The sequence below is a fragment of the Pedobacter miscanthi genome, from assembly GCF_032678605.1.
In the GTDB taxonomy this organism is placed as follows: Bacteria; Bacteroidota; Bacteroidia; order Sphingobacteriales; family Sphingobacteriaceae; genus Pedobacter; species Pedobacter miscanthi_A.
Genome location: NZ_JAVTSU010000006.1, coordinates 225,154 through 242,756 on the forward strand (window position 1 = coordinate 225,154; position 17,603 = coordinate 242,756).

13 protein-coding genes are annotated in these 17,603 nt (G+C 38.7%); 3 read left to right on the forward strand and 10 right to left on the reverse strand.

Annotated elements, in window-relative coordinates:
• Nucleotides 1–34: 34 nt before the first annotated feature.
• Genes R2R28_RS11445 through R2R28_RS11455 form a run of 3 tightly spaced genes read left to right on the forward strand, consistent with a single transcriptional unit; the run spans nt 35 to nt 3,268 of the window.
• Nucleotides 35–1,012 (forward strand): lysylphosphatidylglycerol synthase domain-containing protein, encoded by a 978-nt coding sequence (locus tag R2R28_RS11445; protein WP_316825815.1) that lies wholly within the window; start codon nt 35–37, stop codon nt 1,010–1,012.
• Nucleotides 990–2,126 (forward strand): glycosyltransferase family 2 protein, encoded by a 1,137-nt coding sequence (locus R2R28_RS11450; RefSeq protein ID WP_316825816.1) that lies wholly within the window; start codon nt 990–992, stop codon nt 2,124–2,126. Before R2R28_RS11445 ends, R2R28_RS11450 begins: the two co-directional genes overlap by 23 nt.
• Complete coding sequence (locus R2R28_RS11455; RefSeq protein WP_316825817.1) at nt 2,126–3,268, forward strand: ABC transporter permease; 1,143 nt, start codon at nt 2,126–2,128, stop codon at nt 3,266–3,268. The genes R2R28_RS11450 and R2R28_RS11455 overlap by 1 nt, the downstream gene beginning before the upstream one ends.
• A 31-nt stretch (nt 3,269–3,299) precedes the next feature.
• Here R2R28_RS11455 and R2R28_RS11460 read toward each other — a convergent pair whose 3' ends face one another.
• The 10 genes from R2R28_RS11460 to R2R28_RS11505 all read right to left on the reverse strand — a co-directional run bounded on the left by R2R28_RS11460 (nt 3,300) and on the right by R2R28_RS11505 (nt 17,598).
• On the reverse strand, nt 3,300–6,968 hold the full coding sequence (locus R2R28_RS11460; protein WP_316825818.1) for a hypothetical protein: 3,669 nt from the start codon (nt 6,966–6,968) through the stop codon (nt 3,300–3,302).
• A gap of 19 nt (nt 6,969–6,987) precedes the next feature.
• The gene (locus tag R2R28_RS11465) at nt 6,988–9,225 is read right to left on the reverse strand and encodes a hypothetical protein (protein ID WP_316825819.1); all 2,238 of its coding nucleotides are present in this window, start codon (nt 9,223–9,225) and stop codon (nt 6,988–6,990) included.
• A gap of 96 nt (nt 9,226–9,321) precedes the next feature.
• Complete coding sequence (locus R2R28_RS11470) at nt 9,322–9,945, reverse strand: response regulator transcription factor (protein ID WP_316825820.1); 624 nt, start codon at nt 9,943–9,945, stop codon at nt 9,322–9,324.
• 42 nt (nt 9,946–9,987) lie between these two features.
• Nucleotides 9,988–12,873, reverse strand: a complete 2,886-nt coding sequence (locus tag R2R28_RS11475) for a two-component regulator propeller domain-containing protein (protein WP_316825821.1) — start codon at nt 12,871–12,873, stop codon at nt 9,988–9,990.
• A 185-nt stretch (nt 12,874–13,058) separates the two neighbouring features.
• On the reverse strand, nt 13,059–13,514 hold the full coding sequence (locus R2R28_RS11480) for a Rieske (2Fe-2S) protein (protein WP_316825822.1): 456 nt from the start codon (nt 13,512–13,514) through the stop codon (nt 13,059–13,061).
• Nucleotides 13,515–13,548: 34 nt separating this feature from the next.
• Nucleotides 13,549–14,496, reverse strand: coding sequence for a DUF5777 family beta-barrel protein (locus R2R28_RS11485; protein WP_316825824.1), 948 nt, complete (start codon nt 14,494–14,496; stop codon nt 13,549–13,551).
• Between the two features lie 6 nt (nt 14,497–14,502).
• The gene (locus R2R28_RS11490) at nt 14,503–15,045 is read right to left on the reverse strand and encodes a YceI family protein (RefSeq protein WP_316825825.1); all 543 of its coding nucleotides are present in this window, start codon (nt 15,043–15,045) and stop codon (nt 14,503–14,505) included.
• Nucleotides 15,046–15,092: 47 nt separating this feature from the next.
• Nucleotides 15,093–15,464 carry a hypothetical protein gene (locus R2R28_RS11495; protein WP_316825826.1) on the reverse strand — a complete coding sequence of 124 codons (372 nt, stop codon included), beginning with the start codon at nt 15,462–15,464 and terminating at the stop codon, nt 15,093–15,095.
• Between the two features lie 368 nt (nt 15,465–15,832).
• Nucleotides 15,833–16,012, reverse strand: a complete 180-nt coding sequence (locus R2R28_RS11500) for a bacteriocin-like protein (RefSeq protein WP_316825827.1) — start codon at nt 16,010–16,012, stop codon at nt 15,833–15,835.
• Nucleotides 16,013–16,179: 167 nt separating this feature from the next.
• On the reverse strand, nt 16,180–17,598 hold the full coding sequence (locus tag R2R28_RS11505; RefSeq protein ID WP_316825828.1) for a pitrilysin family protein: 1,419 nt from the start codon (nt 17,596–17,598) through the stop codon (nt 16,180–16,182).
• Nucleotides 17,599–17,603: the final 5 nt, after the last annotated feature.

The window sequence follows — 17,603 nt, forward strand, 5'->3', positions numbered from 1 at the left end:
ATATTAAGCATATTTGCAAACTAAAAAGATAAACTTGACAGGCAGGCACAAAAAAATATTATCACTTTTAATTAAAGCTGCAATTGTAATATTTGCTTTTTGGTTTATTTACCATAAACTCATTGCCAATAAAAACCTCCGCGATTTTAGTACGCTTTTAAACGACATCCCGCAGGCAGAAATCATTGCCGTAATCGGTACCGTGATGATACTGATGCTGGTAAATTGGTTCTTAGAGGCCGGAAAATGGAAATACCTGATGAGCCACATCGAACCCATCAGTTTTTACAGGGCCATCGAATCTGTTTTCTGTGGTTTAACACTCGCTATTTTTACCCCAAACAGGTTAGGTGAGTACGGGGGCAGGGTATTTTTTCTTTCGCCTAAACGAAGAATAATAGGTATAGTAGCCATGAGCGTGGGCAGTATTGGTCAGTTGGTGCTAACCAATGTTTTTGGAGCCATAGCGGCCTGTTTTTTTGTATACCGCTTTATCCCGATTGATCGGGTATTGTTTATTGCCGTGGTATTTTTTGCGGTAATTTTTTGCCTGTTTTTTTTAATCTTTTACTTTAATATCCGGTGGCTGAACGGGATTTTGTTATCCTTTAAATTCACCAGAAAATACAAGAAATTTTACAGCATTTTAGCGCGGTACAGAAAAAGAGAACTTTTTAAAATCATTACCTACTGCTTTGCCCGTTACCTGGTATTCAGTTCGCAATATTTTATTCTGTTTGTATGGCTGGTGCCCGGATTGCATTATGCAGATATTGTGATGATGACCTGTTTACTCTTTTTAGTACAATCGGCATTACCTTCATTGGATCTTTTCGATGTGGGCATTCGGAGTGTTACGGCTGTTGAGCTATTTAAACATGTAACCGATCAACATGTGGCCGTTATTGCATGTACTGCCAGTATTTGGCTCATAAATATCATAATTCCTGCTATCTTAGGCACTTATTTCGTTTTTAAACTCAATTTTTTTGGAAATTCTAAATCTAATTAGTCTATTATCAGTTGCTTTAACCTTAATCTATGGTTTTTTGGTCCTTTTTTTTATCAGGGGATGGCATAGGTTGATTTATTTTTCCCCTCAAAAATCAGATCCACATACCAGAGTTTCTATTATAGTTGCCGCAAGGGATGAGGAAGCGAATATCAATAAAACGCTTGATGACCTGATTGCACAGCAATACCCTAAGGTTTTAACGGAGATTATTATAATAGATGATCACTCTACTGATAAAACAGCAGAAATTGTGTTAAGCTATGCAGATCGAAACGTAAAGCTGATTAAATTAAATGAGGATAGGGCATTAAACTCTTATAAGAAAAAGGCGATACAAACCGCTATCGGAACCTGTTCTGGAGATTTGATTATCACCACTGATGCGGATTGTAGAATGGGACCAAATTGGCTGGCTACTGTTGTAAATTTATATGAGGAGAAAAATTATAAAATGATTTCTTCGCCGGTAGCTTATTTTCAGGAGAAAAGTTTTTTTGAACGTTTACAATCTCTGGAGTTCCTATACCTGATTGGTTTGGGGGCATCAACCATTGGAAACAAGCAGCCATCAACCTGTAATGGGGCCAATTTAGCGTACGAAAAAAACACTTTTTATGAGGTTGGCGGTTTTCAGGGAATTGACGACCTGGCATCGGGCGATGATGAATTGTTACTGCATAAAATTGCGGCGAAATATCCTGATAAAATCGGTTTCTTAAAAGACAGGGATGCCATTGTATATACCCATGCGAAAGAAACCGTAGGTGCTTTTATTCAACAGCGTAAACGCTGGGCTTCGAAAAGTACCCGTTATAAAAATAAAGCCATTATTGTTCTGGGGGTGCTCATCTGGATTTTCAATCTCAGCATATTGTCAAACTTTGTTACCGGATTGTTTATTCCGGGTTTTTTAAGCCTTACATTTTACCAGTTGTTGGTTAAAATGATTTTAGAAACCTTATTTTTATGGGATGTAACCGGCTTTGCCAAAAGGCGCAGTTTACTCATTTTAATCCCTGTTTTAAATGTGCTGCATGTAATTTATATGGTGTATATCGGCATCGCCGGAAACAGTGGGAAATACAATTGGAAAGGCAGAATGGTTAGATAATGGATAATAGCCCATCAAAAAAAGTATGGTTAAAGTTTAAGCGGAACAAACTGGCATTCGGTGGATTGATCTTCATTTTACTTTTGATGGTGATGGGTATTTTGGGTTATTTAATTATGCCCGATCATTCTCCCAATGCAAACGTACAAACACTCCAGTTAAACAAAAAGAAACCCGGAAGTACATTTACGTTTTTAATCATAGGTCGCAATCCCAAAGTAGAAAAAGTTAATTTTTTCAAAAGGATGTTGAACGGGCAAACACCAACTTTTAAAAGTATCCCGATTACTTCGTATAAAATAAATGGTAAAGCTGTTTTTGTGCAGGAATACATAGGGGAGGATGAAAAAGCGAAGGAAACGAAGTATGAGTTAAAAGATTTATGCCCTAATTGCCTTCTGCCTTCAAAAATTGGCACTACGGAAGCACTTTTCGAGAAAAATAACATCTACAAGCAAACTTATGTTTTAGGCACGGATATTTACGGTCGCGATTTATTAAGCCGCTTGATTCTCGGTATCCGCGTTTCGTTATCGGTAGGTTTAATGGCGGTGCTCATTTCCTTATTTATCGGAGTGAGTTTAGGAGCCATTGCAGGTTACTTTGGAGGAAAGATAGATGCCGCCATCAGTTGGTTTATGAACGTAGTTTGGTCATTGCCTTCACTTTTACTGGTTATAGCCATCTCTTTTGCTTTAGGTAAAGGCTTTTGGCAAATATTTATTGCCGTTGGTTTATCAACCTGGGTTGATGTAGCGAGGTTAGTGCGCGGACAGGTAATGGCACTCAAGGAAGTAGAATTTGTAGAGGCTGCAAGGGCTTTGGGTTTTAGCACCAGCCGTACCATCATTAAACATATACTGCCAAACATTGCCGGCCCTATTTTGGTTGTCGCTTCATCAAATTTTGCTTCGGCCATATTGCTGGAGACCGGATTAAGCTTTTTGGGCTTTGGTGCCCAACCACCCATGCCAAGCTGGGGAAGTATGATTAAGGAGCATTATGGTTACATCATTATGGATGCTGCCTACCTGGCTGTTTTGCCTGGTTTAGCCATTATGCTTACGGTTTATGCTTTTAATGTGTTGGCTATAGGCTTACGTGATGCCTTTGATGTAAAAGGGCAAAATGTGAGTGTTTAAGATCACATCCTGCCCTTAAAATATTTATCTTCTATTTTTTTGGTTTAACTATTGGTCCTGTACTTTGTATTAATCCGTTTTCTAAATTGAAGATTTCTATTGAGCTGTTACAAACCTGGTCGCCGCATTTTACAGCGATAACTATTCTATCTGTACCACTTGATGGAACTGGAATTGATAAGGGCGCAACACCAGAACCACCTCCATTTGGTACATTTACAAATTGTCCGCTTGCATTTTTATGTTGCCTGGTCCAGGTGTAAGTTGCTATACAGCCTTCCTGGCAGCTGTAATTAGGATTAACGATTACATTGCCAAAACTGGAATAAGTTTGAACCGGAAGGAAACTCATTGTTTGCGGAGGTAAGGATGTTCCTTTGAAATTCTTGGTCGTAATTGTTGATGGGCCAACTTTTATGGCAGGGCAACAATTTTTGGTTACAACAAGCCTGAATTTACACTCATTACATTTTTTTCCGCCACATAATGCCGTATAGGTAACTTCGTAAACACCTGGAAGGTTAAATGTTTTCGTTACTGCACTTGGTTGATTTACAACAGTTATTAAATTACCGCTCAGGGTTTTTATGCTAATTAAAATACTTGAGGTGCAGTTTTCTAATGATGTATTGCAGGCATAACTTCCAGAAAAAGTTCTGGTTGTACCCTGCATAATTGTATATTCCCTGTTGCACTCAACAGGTGTTACCTGGTACCAGGGCAGTGGGTTATCTGCAATAATGCCTGATTGAACCAGTTTGTTGTGTTCGAAAATTTCATCTAACTGTTTTTTATCTGGTTTGGCTTGCGAAGATTTAGACATTTCGCCAGTATGTGCTGATAAATCCCAGCTCATCTGTTTGTTTATCCATTTGCTCCCGGTACAACAATCGTCGGTACTTGGTTTTACGATAGATTCGCATACCTTACAATCGGCATCTTTAAGGCTAACCTTAACATCAAATTTATCGATATGCAACGTACAGCAATCTTCGATTGTAGGTTTTGGTAAAGTTAGCTGGATAGGAATGGTGTAAGTGCCTGGCTGCAGCATTACACCGAGTTTCCATACCAGTTCTTCAGGGCATTCTGTTATCGCTGTTGCTGATGGGATAGAGAAACCGGTAAAATCATCCCAAACTAAATAACCATTTGCGCCGCCCGGACCTATATTTTGGGTAGTAGACATGGGGAATAAACATCCTCTTGTAATGGCTGGTCCTTTACAGTTTATGCAACCATCCTTATCCCAGCTATATTTTAAATCAGCTAAACTTACGTGTATTTCCTGTACCGGTTTTAATGTGGTTATGGTTATGGTTCCTGTTTTTATCACGAAAGGGCTCCCGGCAGGAGATATTATTCCCGGATTGGCAACAAGTGTAGAACTGGCCAGTAAACCATCACAGTTATTGCATGGTGGTGGCGCCACTGTTAAACAAGCTAAACCCGATTCTACAATGTCCATTGGCCTCGTAGATCCATCCGAGTATTGGGTATAACATTTTAACGCTACCGAATTGCAGGCCATATCGCCGGCTTTTGCATTTGGGTCAACCAATACCTTTAATTCGAACGTATAACTCGAGAAAGGCAAGATAGGATTGGGCAAATTAACCTTTATCGTGTTTCCTGTACCGGGTGCAAATGTAGCAGCGGTATTACAGGCGAGTGCCGGAATTAAAACTCCTGTCCAGCTGGAAGGTAAATTGTTCCCTCCCGATGGTGAAGAGCTAAATGTTGATAATGGATTTAAACTTATTGGGATTAACGGGTTTGCAACCGGGTTCATCGAAAACAAACTTCCCCTCGGCGTACAGGTGGTGATCATTTTATCACCGGCTTGAGGCGTTCTGTCCAAAACTTCTATGGCGGTAATAGGTGCATTTCCTTTGTTATTTACGGTAATCTGATAGGTTGCCGTTGTACCTGCCATGCCACTGCCACTTGTGGAGAAAGAGGCATCCTGACTGCCTTTTACCAATTTATCGATATCGGCATTTGGATTAATACAGATGTTAAAAACTGATGGACAGTTCCAGTTATTGCCAACAGCCTGGCTTGGTAAATTGGAACCCTGAATGGCTATGAGCGTACTGTAAGAACCATAAACTGCAGTTGGGTTTACCTGTAACTGAAATTGAACATGTTGTGTAGGAGCTCCTGTAAAAGGAATGGTTGGCAAAGGTATGGTTAATACATTACCCGAAACACTCCCGGTTGTGGGATTACCATTTACGGTTAAATTTCCGGCATAAGTTACACTTGCCGGGATATTATAGGTTAATGTGCCATTTAGCAGGTCGGCCGTTCCGTTGTTTTGAAAATCATAGAAAATGTTTATAAAATCATTCTTTTTATAACAGGTATCGGTAGATTGATTATACCTGGATGAGTTGTTGCATTGAATTTCGGGTTTTATACAGTATTGTGTTTCAACGGTGCTAAAAAGCTGGGCAGGAGTGGTGCTACAATTGCAGGCCCCACTGGCAACATAACTGGCGTAATCGCCGGTGGTTTTAAATTTCCCGGTACAGGCTGCTGTTTGCGGACCGGAGCAGGAATTTGTTTTATCATAAACAAAATTGACATAAGCACATTGTCCTGTTGGTATATTGGTTATCGTGTAAACAACTTTCGACAGCAGTGGCGGAGCAGTGATGGGGAAAGTAGAAGTGGTTGTAATTAAATTGTTAGCACAATCGTAAAGCGACATGGTAGCAGAAGCTCCGCCTGTGAGTGTTATCGTATTAATCTTTACCAAAGGCAGAACAGTTGTTAAATTGATGCTTACAGGAGTTGCACCGCCCGAATTACAAACACTCACACTGTTTTGGGTAGATGAGGTGGATTGGTTCATGCTGGCAGAGGTAATTGAATTGGCTGGCACATTAAATACGGCATTCGCAATTGGAACAATATTGCTAACCGGATTATTACAATTATCGCCGGTAAGCTGGGCCGTACTGGTTAAAATGCTTGGGGCAGTAGTGGTGCAAGGAAGCTGAATGGTGTAATAAATCTGATAATAAACGCCGGCATAAAGGGTTGATAATTGAATCGTATTTCCTGAAACTGTTCCGGATGTAGAACTAAGTACCGACCCGGGTATTGATGAGTTGATTAATAATTTGGGGTTATTGATTTGAAAGCAGGTGCTTCCATAAAGATCTATCCTGAAGGTTACACGGTTATTGGTACAATCGTATAATGGATACCCATGTACAGCCGACCAGTTATTCGCGATGGTGCTGGTCATGGTACAGGGTGTTGCCGGAATATTGGATAAGGTTGAAGTGCTTATATCACCTGTAAAATTTGCCGAAACAGCTGTTCCAAAACAAATACTGGGGCACCTGAATAGAAAAAACATTGGGATGGCACCTGTAGAATTATTGACATTGCTTACAGGGAAAGTGTAAGTTAAGGTTTTTATCCCGCCAGTAGGGCCGGATATTACCGGCACGATAGAACTATTGCCGCCATTGTATTGAACAACAGCATCATTGTATTTTACAACAACAACGATATTGCCAATGGCAACATTAGAGTAACTATAATTCGCGTTAACAATAAATTGCGTACCTGGAACATTTGGTGTAGCCGGGCAGTTGATGCTCATATTGGCAACAGGTACCTGTGCTTTTGCTGCAGCTATACTTAATAGACTAAAGCAAATGATATATAAAATATTTTTCATTTTTTTAAAGTTCAAGAGGTTAATAAGTGTAGCAAACCAAAATATTGCAGGTTTTGCATTCTATATCGGTAAAAGAATAACGGATGCAAATCTGCCCGTGGCGTTCACAACATGATAAAGAAGATGTGCCAGGTAAAGCGAGGGTGAGGTTAAAATCAATTGTACCTTTCGAATTGGTTTGCCATTCCAGTATTTTAGCAGGAAAGGAATTGTTGCTATTGCCCGAGCTTGCCGGCATAGGAGATCCTGTTGCCCATTGCGCCGTATTTGAATTTATAAAATGATACACTTCATTTTCGTTGATTGTTCCATCAGCCTTTTTTCTACATTCTTTACATGCTTCATCTACCTCAAATTCTTTTATCGATACTAGTTCTGCTGTTATTGCACTAATGTTTTTTGGCCCAACCGATATTTGTTGCAGTATATTCAGGTTATTTCCAGCTGCAACACCTGCAGAATGTGAAATATCTTTAATACTCATGTTTTCGGGCTTATCGCAATAATTGCAGATACAGCAAGGGAGTTTTAAATAACTTGCTACACATAAAATGTTATTGGAAATTGGTGCCGTTCCTGGTCCACATTGTATGGTAGAGCCTACTGTATAATAAATATTAAGTTGTTGATCACAAACCGCATCTCCATCTATTTCAAAGCTGAAATTTTGTACTATGCCAGATGGAATGTTACCAGTAGGAATAGGGTTTATGTTAGAAGTTGCATTAGATATTGCAACGGGGTTACCATTAACCTCAGCTGTAAATGCGCTTAAATTTAGTGTTCCGGTTGTCGCCGTTGGTAAGGTAATGGTATAATTTCCTGTTACTTTAATTTTTCCCTTTTCAATGCATTCTGCCTTGGTAATGTTAAAGCTATATTCGGGAGAACATGCATTACTGTTTGAGCTGATATTTATCGTATTGCTAAAACCATTATTTCGAAATGTAGTGCAATTTGCTTTCTGATAAGCTGCTTTATCGCCTTTTATATTTGGGTAATCTGTATTTTCTGTGGCAATTGCCTGCAACTGAATGGTTAGATTTTCAGTTTTTCCTTTGGCTAATTTTAGCCCTTCAATTGTACCATTAAAATTATTCGGGTATATTTTTTCATGAATGAGTTCTTTCCGCCCTTCATTTTCCCTCCATACCAATATTTTATAATTCAAAAAAAGGGCGTTGCTTTTTTTGTACCTGATCACCAGGCGTCCATTATCAATTTGAATATGCGCTGCATCAGATGGAATCAAAATCTCCGGAGCTGTATATTCATTACAGTTTTTATTGGGGTTCTTTACTGTTTCATTTCTATTTTCAGGGGTTTTTATTGCCTTTTCGGTAATGCTTTTGGTTTGAGGGACTGTTGTTGTTCTTTTAACTCCCTTCTCGTTAATACTTTTTCCTAATGCTAGGTTTAACCCGAAATTAAAACCCAGGCTATTATACTTTGTGCTTTTTACAGTGGCGATATTACTGCCTGTTAACATCTGATCAATGCTGTAAAAGCCTTTTGCATCGGCGACACCCTGTGGCGTAAAAGTTGTGGTTTCATTTTTCAGGCTTGGCCCAATGGTGTAATTTCCATCAACAAAAACGCCCAGTTTACCAGGGAAATAAGCCAAACGCAATTTTGGAACAAAGGCAAAGCCGCTGGTTTTGGTTTCTGTTTGGGTATAAAGGTTAAAATCGCGGTTTTGGCCGTTAACTGAATTACTTTGTGTAATGGCAAAAGCCTGTTGTTTAAGGTTGAGGTAAGCCGCATTTAAAATAGGAGAAATGGTAACCCGCCCAAAAGAAAAATTAGACTGCACACCCAGTTCGGCCTTAAAGCCCTGTACTTTCGGACTTCCAGATCCTTTGGTAGCCAGGCTCGGGCTACTGCTCTGCCCCGTAATATTGTAAGGTGTGAAACCGCTAATATCATAATCCTTGTTACTGCCAAAATATTCGCCGCCGGCGTTGGGCCCAACAGAGAAAAAATGTTCTGTTTTACCTGCAAGGTTATCATTTCCGCCTTTGGCAAACAACGGAACATAAATGCTTGCACCAAATGCATATCCGTTATTGATTTTTGCATGTTGTTTGGTTGGCGAGCTCGGGTTGGTTATACCACCGCTCAGGGATATGATAGAACTCCCACCGGGGTTCTTCCCTCCTTTAACTATAATGCCGCCAATGGGATTACCTGGTATCTGCGCCATTAAATTGAGCGTTATTCCGGTAATGAATGAAAGTATAGTAAATGTTTTTTTCATAATGATTTACGTTAAGTCATTATGAAATTGGAGATTTAAGAGAACTTATAAATCCCTAAATGTAGGGAGGGGAAAGCAAAGCCATTTAAAGGAATGTTATTCTTTAATGTTTTTATAAAAATAGGCAATGGCTTCGCCCAATGATGAAATGTGGAGCTTTTCGTAAATACGTTTAGTATGAGTATTTATGGTGGTATAACTTACGCCAAGTTTATCGGCAACCATTTTGTAGCTTAAACCTTCTGCCAACAGCGATAAAACCTCATTTTCTTTCGGGCTCAATGGCGATTCTTTTTTAATGGGTTTAAAGTAGTCTAATACCTTTTGTGCAATGGCCGGATTCATGGCTGCGCCACCTTCAAATACCTCTTCAATGGCCTGTAAAATGCGCTGCGGCTTATCGTTTTTTAATATATAGCCACTCGCCCCATTTTTAATACTCGTAAATATCTTTTCACTATCATCGTAAGCCGTTTGCATCAATACCTTTACCTGTGGAAAATTATTCTTGATGAGTTTTAATCCTTCCAGCCCATCCACCTCAGGCATATTAATGTCCATAAGCACTACATCAGGGTAAAAACTTTCGATATCGCGTATTACACTTTTGCAATTAGGTGCTTCGCCTACAAATTTAAGGTCTTCGTTTAGGCTTAATAAGGCTTTTAGGCTGTCTCTCCTATCGCTGCTGTCGTCGTAAATAAAAATGCGGATGGCCATATTACAAAGCTAAAAGGATAATTGACATAGATTACCCCTAAATTAAGGGACAAGGGGAATACTGATTAGAATAGATGTTCCGTTTTTTAACTCCGAATGGATGGTAAAACTACCATTAAGCTCTTCTGTTCTTTTACGCATATTGGCCAGGCCATTCCCTTTATCCTCACAGATATTGAAGCCGTTCCCATTATCCTCGATTTTAAGGTGAATCTGTTTGTTTATCATTTTTAAACTGATCAGCACTTCAGTGGCACAGCTGTATTTTGCAATGTTGTTCACTGCTTCTTTGGTAATCAGCACCAGGTTTTTACGCGTGGTAATATCCTGTATGGCTTTATTAATACCTGTATCAACTAATATTTTATAATTGATGTTTGTAGCTCCCAAAATATCGTTGGCGAAATTTTTTATGCGGCTACCGATCGTCATAAATTCATCTTTGCCCGGTTTCATACTCCAGATGATATCACCAATTTTATCGGCCAGGTTTTTGGATTGATCTTCAATTTTGTGGAGGATTTTTTTTGCTTGTTTCGTATCGCTGTTGATCAACTGATTGGCTATTGCACTATTTAACTGTAAACTGCTTAAGGTTGCTCCAATATCATCGTGCAAATCGGCTGTTATTTTCTTCCGCTGCAGCTCTAAAGCCAATTTTTGCTCAAAAATGGTTTTCTGCCGCTGTAACCTCATTTGGTTAAACCACCAAAAGGTTGCAGCCGTTATCATAATGGCAATGGTTGTCCAGAACCATAATGCACGGTAAAACGGTGTTTTGATAAAGAAACTTAGTTTCAGGGTTTGTTTGCTGATCTGGTTATTTACATCAACTGCCCTGATAAATATGTTATGACTGCCACTATTTAACTGTATGTTAAGCATATTCCCATCCAGGTTATTCCAGTTTTTTTGATTGTTAACAGCATATTGTATGGCTTTAAAATGCCCGCTGAGTTCTATACCCGCAAATTGCAAGGTGATATTGTTCTCATTACTTTCTAAATTATAGTTTTTAGCAATCGGTTTACGTTGCTGATTGATCTTTACCTCTGTAAGTTCGGGTGAAATTTCGAATTTTGGATTTTGATAAGCTGCAGGAATAATCGAAATACCATTTTCTGTTGCCGCGTAAACCATATCGTTTTTTGTAATCAGGTCATTCACCGTATTCGAAGATAAACCGTCGGTTTTAGAGATGTTCGAAATTTTATAACGAATCTGATTGCGGTTAATATGATAAGTTAAAATGGAAATCCCTTTTTTACTGCCAATCCAGATCTTATTCCCGTTTGCCAGCATGCAGGTAATGTTTTCGGGTAAATTTGCCTCATCTTTTATCACTGAGAGCACTTTGTCGTTCTTAATAATAACCAGGCTGCCATTTGGCGAACTAGCCCACAAGGTATTGTCGCTGGCGAGGGCTAAAACCGATAATTTCTCATTAAAATTAGGCAGGTTTAGGGGAATAAATAGAGAAGTATTGGTATTGAGACGGTATTTGTACAATCCTTTCGAACCCAGGTTGTAAACCGTATTGTTGTCAGTTTTAACTAAACTTAAAGCCCGGTTATATTCGCTGTTTAACGAGCGTGTTTTTAAGGTTTTTAGGTTTAATTCCAGCAATCCCGATATTGTGCCCAGTATAATGGTACTATCGTTTAATAATATAGCTGTTTTTAACGAGGCCGACATGTTTTTATAGGTGAGCGCAATTTTACTTTTTCTAAAATTGATGCTGTAGCCCATATCGCTGATCAGTACCGTTTTGTTTTTAACATTAATAATCTTTCTTATCCAGGCCGGGTAATTATTGCCAATGATTTCGAACTTTTGCTTCCGGCCATTTTTGATTTTTAAAACCTGTCCGTAATAATTCCCCGAAAATAATTCGTTCTTGTCGTTTATGGAAAGGCTTAAAAAATTGGGTTTGATGTAATCTTCCGGTGTGCTTATCTTTTTGATTTCATTGGTACTGTAATAGGCCAGGCCCTTATCTAAAGTGCCAATCCATATGTTTTTGAATTTATCTATATAGGCACAGTTTGCATTAGCCTTATCAGTTAATTTGTTACTGAGTTTAAGGCTGTTTTTATCGTAAAAATAAACATTGCCTTTAGAGCTGGTAATAATCAGGTGATCGCCGGAGAGTTTGTACCAAAAAGTTTTTTCAGGTAAAATAAGCGAATCTAATTTAAAGGTAAGTGGATGTAACCCGATATCAGACACCTTGTAAACCTTATTTCCTATGGTAAATTGAAAAAATTCGGTATAATTAAAAAAGTTACTGCTAAAGGGCAATAACGACCGTATCAGGATACTATCAATTATTTTATTTTTGATTAAAAGATAAGTCTTGTTATAAGAAATATGCTTATTGATGCTGTTTACACAAAAAGAATTTACCTCATTATTTTTTGTCAATAATTTGTTTTCTATAACAGGTTTATAGGTATAAGCTGTTATTTTTTTGTTTTGAAAGGTAACAGATCCATTTCGGTTATAAAATTTAACCCCTCTACCTTTTAATTTTTGGAGTACAAATAATGTTTTGGAAAGAATATTGAGGTATTTGTGATTTTTAATAGTGATAAAACATCCTTTAACGTCGTCAAAATAAGCCGGATGCTGTACATAACTGTTTGCCCAGATGGTGCCGTCATCATCGCATTGTATTTGTAACACATCATTAGAGGGCAATCCGTTTTTTACCGAAAAATTTTGGAAATATTTGCCATCAAACCTCGAAACACCATTATCCGTTGCGATCCATAAAAAGCCCTTATGATCTTCAACAATATCGTAAACATGGTTGCTGGGTAAACCTTCGTTGGTGCTAAACTCATTTAACTTTACGGGCAATTGGCCCTGTACATTATTAAACAGGGAAATGCATAAAAGAAATATGAAGAGCGCTTTATTGATCACGGGATGATTTGGTTATATAAATGTAATCAATTTAGTGAAATAACTCCCGAAGTCTCTAATCGCCTGTGTATTGGGGGTACTTCCGAAGTCTTGAGTATAAACTATAGTTCGGCGGAGTACCAAATAACAAAAAAACAAAAAAGCAGTACCATTACGATACTGCTTTACCCTTAATAAAACAAAAATTAAGCCGTTGCGGTCAGCGTATTTCCTGAAACCGTAAGCGGATAAACCTTTAGTGCGCTAGTGGTACCACCGTCATTCGGTTGCGCTAAAATGCTTCCGGAAGTGTTATATCTCGAGCTATGCAAACCACATTGAATGTAGTTACTGGCCTGTATAAAACTTAACGCACCACCCTGGTGTGGGCAGATGGCTTGTGTAGCTGCAAACGATGTAGTCGTATTTCCGGCAGCCGTACGGATAAATAAAATACTGCTTACCACAATAGATGAACCTACCGTTAATAACTGTGTACCCAGATCTACACTTGCGGTGGTACCCGATGGTACACTGCCGCCACCATTTGGTTTGCCCGGCTCTGGTGAATCACCTTTTTTGCCACAGGCCGAAAAACAGGCTCCCGTACATACAAGGGCTACCCCCATACCTAAAGACTTGATAAATTCGTTACGTTCCATAATTGTTTGCTGGTTTATTTTGGTTGAATTTGATCTATTTTGCTTTTTTCTTATCAAAAGAAAATCTCCGCGCTATACTAAAACCCCAGCGATACTGGCCTTTAAGCCATGAGGTATTCGTATCGGTAATAAACTGCGATTCCTGTATCGCGGTAGCGTTGGTAAAGTTCAGGTGAAAAATATGCCCCCCCGTTTCAAATTCCAGTCCGGCACCAAGCGTTTTATAATATTGCGTTCCCAAGGTGCTTTCCAGATAGGCTTCTTTATTTTTATCCCTGAAAGGAATGGTATAATCGGCCACAAAAGCCATGCGTTTGGTAATTTTGATACGACCGCCTACTGATAGGGCAAGCATATCGTTCTGATCGCCAAAAACAGTAAAATTACGGTGTACGTATGATGGCATGACCAGCATCGAGAAATTTGAGTTAAATTTACGGGCAATTACCGCTTGCACCACATAAGTTAAACGGTCCTGAAATTCGCCGAATGCATTTGCTGCCGTCGGATCGGTTGAGGCTTTTGCTGCCGAAAGCGTAGTACTGCCGAATACAGTTACCGCAACTGGTATTTTATCATCAGCAGTTTGTTCCAGTAAGCGGTATTTTAAGTTTCCTTCGTACAGTTGCGTTACTACACCAGCTCCTTTTGCCCTTGATAAACCTACCGAAAGCCTGTCGCTGATTCCATATTCAAAACCAATGCGGATATCTGTTGATTGATCCAGTCCGAAAAAGTTTTTTGTACCACCTGCATTACCCGCAATATCCCCAAAACGGTGATCTACCCTAAAATCCATTTCGTTTTTGTAAATGGTTTCGTTGGTTTGGATATTAATCAGTTTAGTTGCCTTAAAAGTAGCCTGAACATTTTTCTTTTCAGTGGGCATCTGCAATGCATTTTCGAGCGAATCCTGTGCAAAAGCTAAGGACGGCAATAAAATAACAGACAGGTAGAAAAGAGATTTTAGATGATATTTCATGAAATTTTATTTTTTGGGTTGATAAATAGCGGTCATTTTTACCTGTACGGTTTCTGCAATCTGTTTAAAAACGATTGTAGGAATTTTGATATCATGATCGGCCAGTTTTACATTAAAGGCAGAAGTAGCTTTCGCCTCATCAGCGGTAATTACCAATGATCCTTTTGCCGTATATTCTTTCGTTATACCATGGATCTGCAGGTTTCCCTTAACCGTGATGGGGTAGGTGCCGGGTTTCGAAAAATCGATCTGTTCTACAATTTTTCCTTTAAAATCAGAGGTGGGAAATTTATCACTCTCCATATAATTTTCATTAAAATGCTCCTGCATCAGTTTTTTCTTAAACTGAAAAGAAGTATTGTTGATCTTAAAAATAATATCGTTGGTTTTGGTATTAATGGCCGATGCACCAGTTTTGCTCTGTGCATCAATATCCTCTATAGGAGTTGTAGAAAAAAACGAAGAATTAACGCTTTTGCTTACCCATATCTGCGCCTTTATGCCTGTGCATAAAAACAGGGCTGTTAATGTGAAAAATAATTTTTGCATCTGTAAGTATTTAAATTCTTAATAAAACCGGCGTTAATTTCGATGGGTTATTCTGGCATGCCTTTATCAAACCATGCTTGCAATAGTTCTCTTTCGCTTACTGTTAAAGTGCCACCTTTAGGCATGGTTTTAGTAACCAATACACTATTGGCTATTCGCGAATCATTTTTAATGGAAGCCAAACCGTTAAATAGCCAGATTGATTTGAGTGCGCCATTTGGGCCATGGCAGTTGGCACATTTGGTTTGGAAAAGTGCGCCAGCAAAATTGGTATAGGTTACATTGGCTGTGGTTACAGCTGCCGGACCTGTTGGGCCAGTTGGAGCCTCAGGTTTTAATTCTTCTGCCTGTCTTTTAGAGCAGGCAAAAAGTAAAATGACAAATGTGGCTAAGAATAAAATGGAAATCTGTTTGTTCATAAGTAATTTTTAATGAATTGGATAGGTATTTGATTAATTTGTTTGCTTATGGGTTGCTTTGGTTAAGTTTTGAGTCGAATTATCTGCTGCTTTTACAGATATGTAAAGCATGATGAGGAATGCGGTAAATAAAATGGCTAAAACCTGATTTTTTGCTGTCACGTTTGAAGTTTTTTAGATTTATGTTTAGTTTATTTAAAAATCATTACGCTTTTTATCAAATCATTAATTTTTTGAATGATGTTTTTGTCAAAATCTTAGTCGATACGTAAGCTTTTAAGGATAGGTTGCCTCTGAAAGAAAAAAACATAAAAAAAAGCCGTTCCGATTTTTACATCGGAACGGCTTGAAATAAATTTAATATCTAATTAATGGGGCTGAGCGCAGATGCTCATCATAATTGCTCGTGCATCAACATTTTCAATTTTTGCGGCTTCTGAAATACAATAAAGAAATTGTACCTGATCATAAGTAAGATGGATTCCACCTTTTACTTGTTTTAATTCCTCCCTACTAAGAGTTTTAAAGTTTTCATTGTTTTTCATCATTTTAATTATTATAAACAAATTATTGCCATTTCACGTAGGCAATTTAACGGTTTTAAATAAATATGGGATGATTAATAGGGATAATTATAAATAGCTAAGATACTTTTTCTTTTAATAAAAAAAATGAATAAAGCCTTAGAGTCTCTAAAGCTTTATTTAATTTAAGATTAATTTTCTCTTTTTACCGGATTGGCGTAATTATCAAAAATCTGTGTTTTAAATCCGGCTTTAGCTAAGCCAGGTACAAAAGCTTCACCTTTACCTACAATAACGATACGGGTATTATCATGGTTGTAATATTTTTTGGCTACTCTTAAAATATCGTCAGTGGTTACTGCATTTACTTTTTGTAAATAGGTGCGGTAAAAATGTTTGGGTAAACCGTTGATCAGGATATTACTGGCAAAGGCTGCGGTACGTGCAGGATTTTCTAAACCTAGCGCAAAAGATCCGTTAAACAGGTTTTTGGCATTCTGTAGTTCATCTGCCGTAACTTTTGCTGTACGGATGGTATTAATTTCGTTAAGAAATTCTACCACTGCGCTATCAACTTTATCATTTCTTACCGCCGCATTGGCCGAAAATTTAGACTGGAAACGGCCAGAACCGGTGCTAGAGTAAGCGCCATAGGTAAAACCATGTTTTTCGCGTAAATTATTGAATAACCTCGATTCAGAACCGCCACCTAAAATCTGGTTAGCCAATAAAATTGGAAAATAATCAGGACTGCTCATCGGCAGATCAATGAGGTTAACCACGGTAATTTCTGATTGAACCGCATTGCTTACATTGATAACGTCGACCTCTGTTTTAGCCGGATTGGCAACTTTCGTCAATACTGGTAAGGTTAAAGCACTTCCTTTCCAATCGCCAAAGGCTTTTTCAGCCAAAGCTTTTGCTGCTTCTGGTTTAATATCACCTACAAAAGTTAAATAACCTCTTGATGGGGTAACATATTTTTGATAGGCAGTTTTAACATCGGCCAGAGTAATGGCGTTAAGGGAAGCTTCGGTTTCAAATTCTCCCATCGGATGGTTCTTGCCATAAGCCAGGGCATTTACTACACGGGCCGAAATGGCTTTTGCACTTTTTTCGCTCGATTTTAAACCGGTAAGGGTTTGCGATTTTAGTTTCTCAAAAGATTCTGCCGGAAAAGCCGGTTTACGGATACTTTCGGCCATTAAATTAAATGCCTGTGGAAAGTAACGGGTTAAGGCTGATACTGAACCGCCACTTGCACCTGCATTTACATCGGCACCCAGCTGATCAACAGCTTCATCAAACTGAGCTTTTGTTTTAGTGGTAGTACCTTCGTTAAGCATACCGCCCAATAAACCTACCACGCCTGCTTTGGCACCTTCGGTAATCGGACCTGCATCGATACTATAACTTGCCGAAACTTTGGGCAGTTTATGATTTTCTACCACCAAAACGGTAATGCCATTAGCCAATTTGTAAATAACGGGATCGCCTATGGTAATAACCGGCGCCGGACCTGGTTTTGGTTTATGGCTACGATCTATGGTTTGTGCTGAAATACCTTGAGCCAATAAGGAAACTGCAGCTATAATGAATAATTTCTTCATGTTTT

Bases quoted from the DNA above. Each gene is read 5' to 3' on its own strand.
- R2R28_RS11455 (WP_316825817.1), top strand. From the start codon at position 2,126: ATGGATAATAGCCCATCAAAAAAAGTATGGTTAAAGTTTAAGCGGAAC.
- R2R28_RS11460 (WP_316825818.1), bottom strand. From the start codon at position 6,968: ATGAAAAATATTTTATATATCATTTGCTTTAGTCTATTAAGTATAGCT.
- R2R28_RS11465 (WP_316825819.1), bottom strand. From the start codon at position 9,225: ATGAAAAAAACATTTACTATACTTTCATTCATTACCGGAATAACGCTC.
- R2R28_RS11470 (WP_316825820.1), bottom strand. From the start codon at position 9,945: ATGGCCATCCGCATTTTTATTTACGACGACAGCAGCGATAGGAGAGAC.
- R2R28_RS11480 (WP_316825822.1), bottom strand. From the start codon at position 13,514: ATGGAACGTAACGAATTTATCAAGTCTTTAGGTATGGGGGTAGCCCTT.
- R2R28_RS11485 (WP_316825824.1), bottom strand. From the start codon at position 14,496: ATGAAATATCATCTAAAATCTCTTTTCTACCTGTCTGTTATTTTATTG.
- R2R28_RS11490 (WP_316825825.1), bottom strand. From the start codon at position 15,045: ATGCAAAAATTATTTTTCACATTAACAGCCCTGTTTTTATGCACAGGC.
- R2R28_RS11495 (WP_316825826.1), bottom strand. From the start codon at position 15,464: ATGAACAAACAGATTTCCATTTTATTCTTAGCCACATTTGTCATTTTA.
- R2R28_RS11500 (WP_316825827.1), bottom strand. From the start codon at position 16,012: ATGATGAAAAACAATGAAAACTTTAAAACTCTTAGTAGGGAGGAATTA.
- R2R28_RS11505 (WP_316825828.1), bottom strand. From the start codon at position 17,598: ATGAAGAAATTATTCATTATAGCTGCAGTTTCCTTATTGGCTCAAGGT.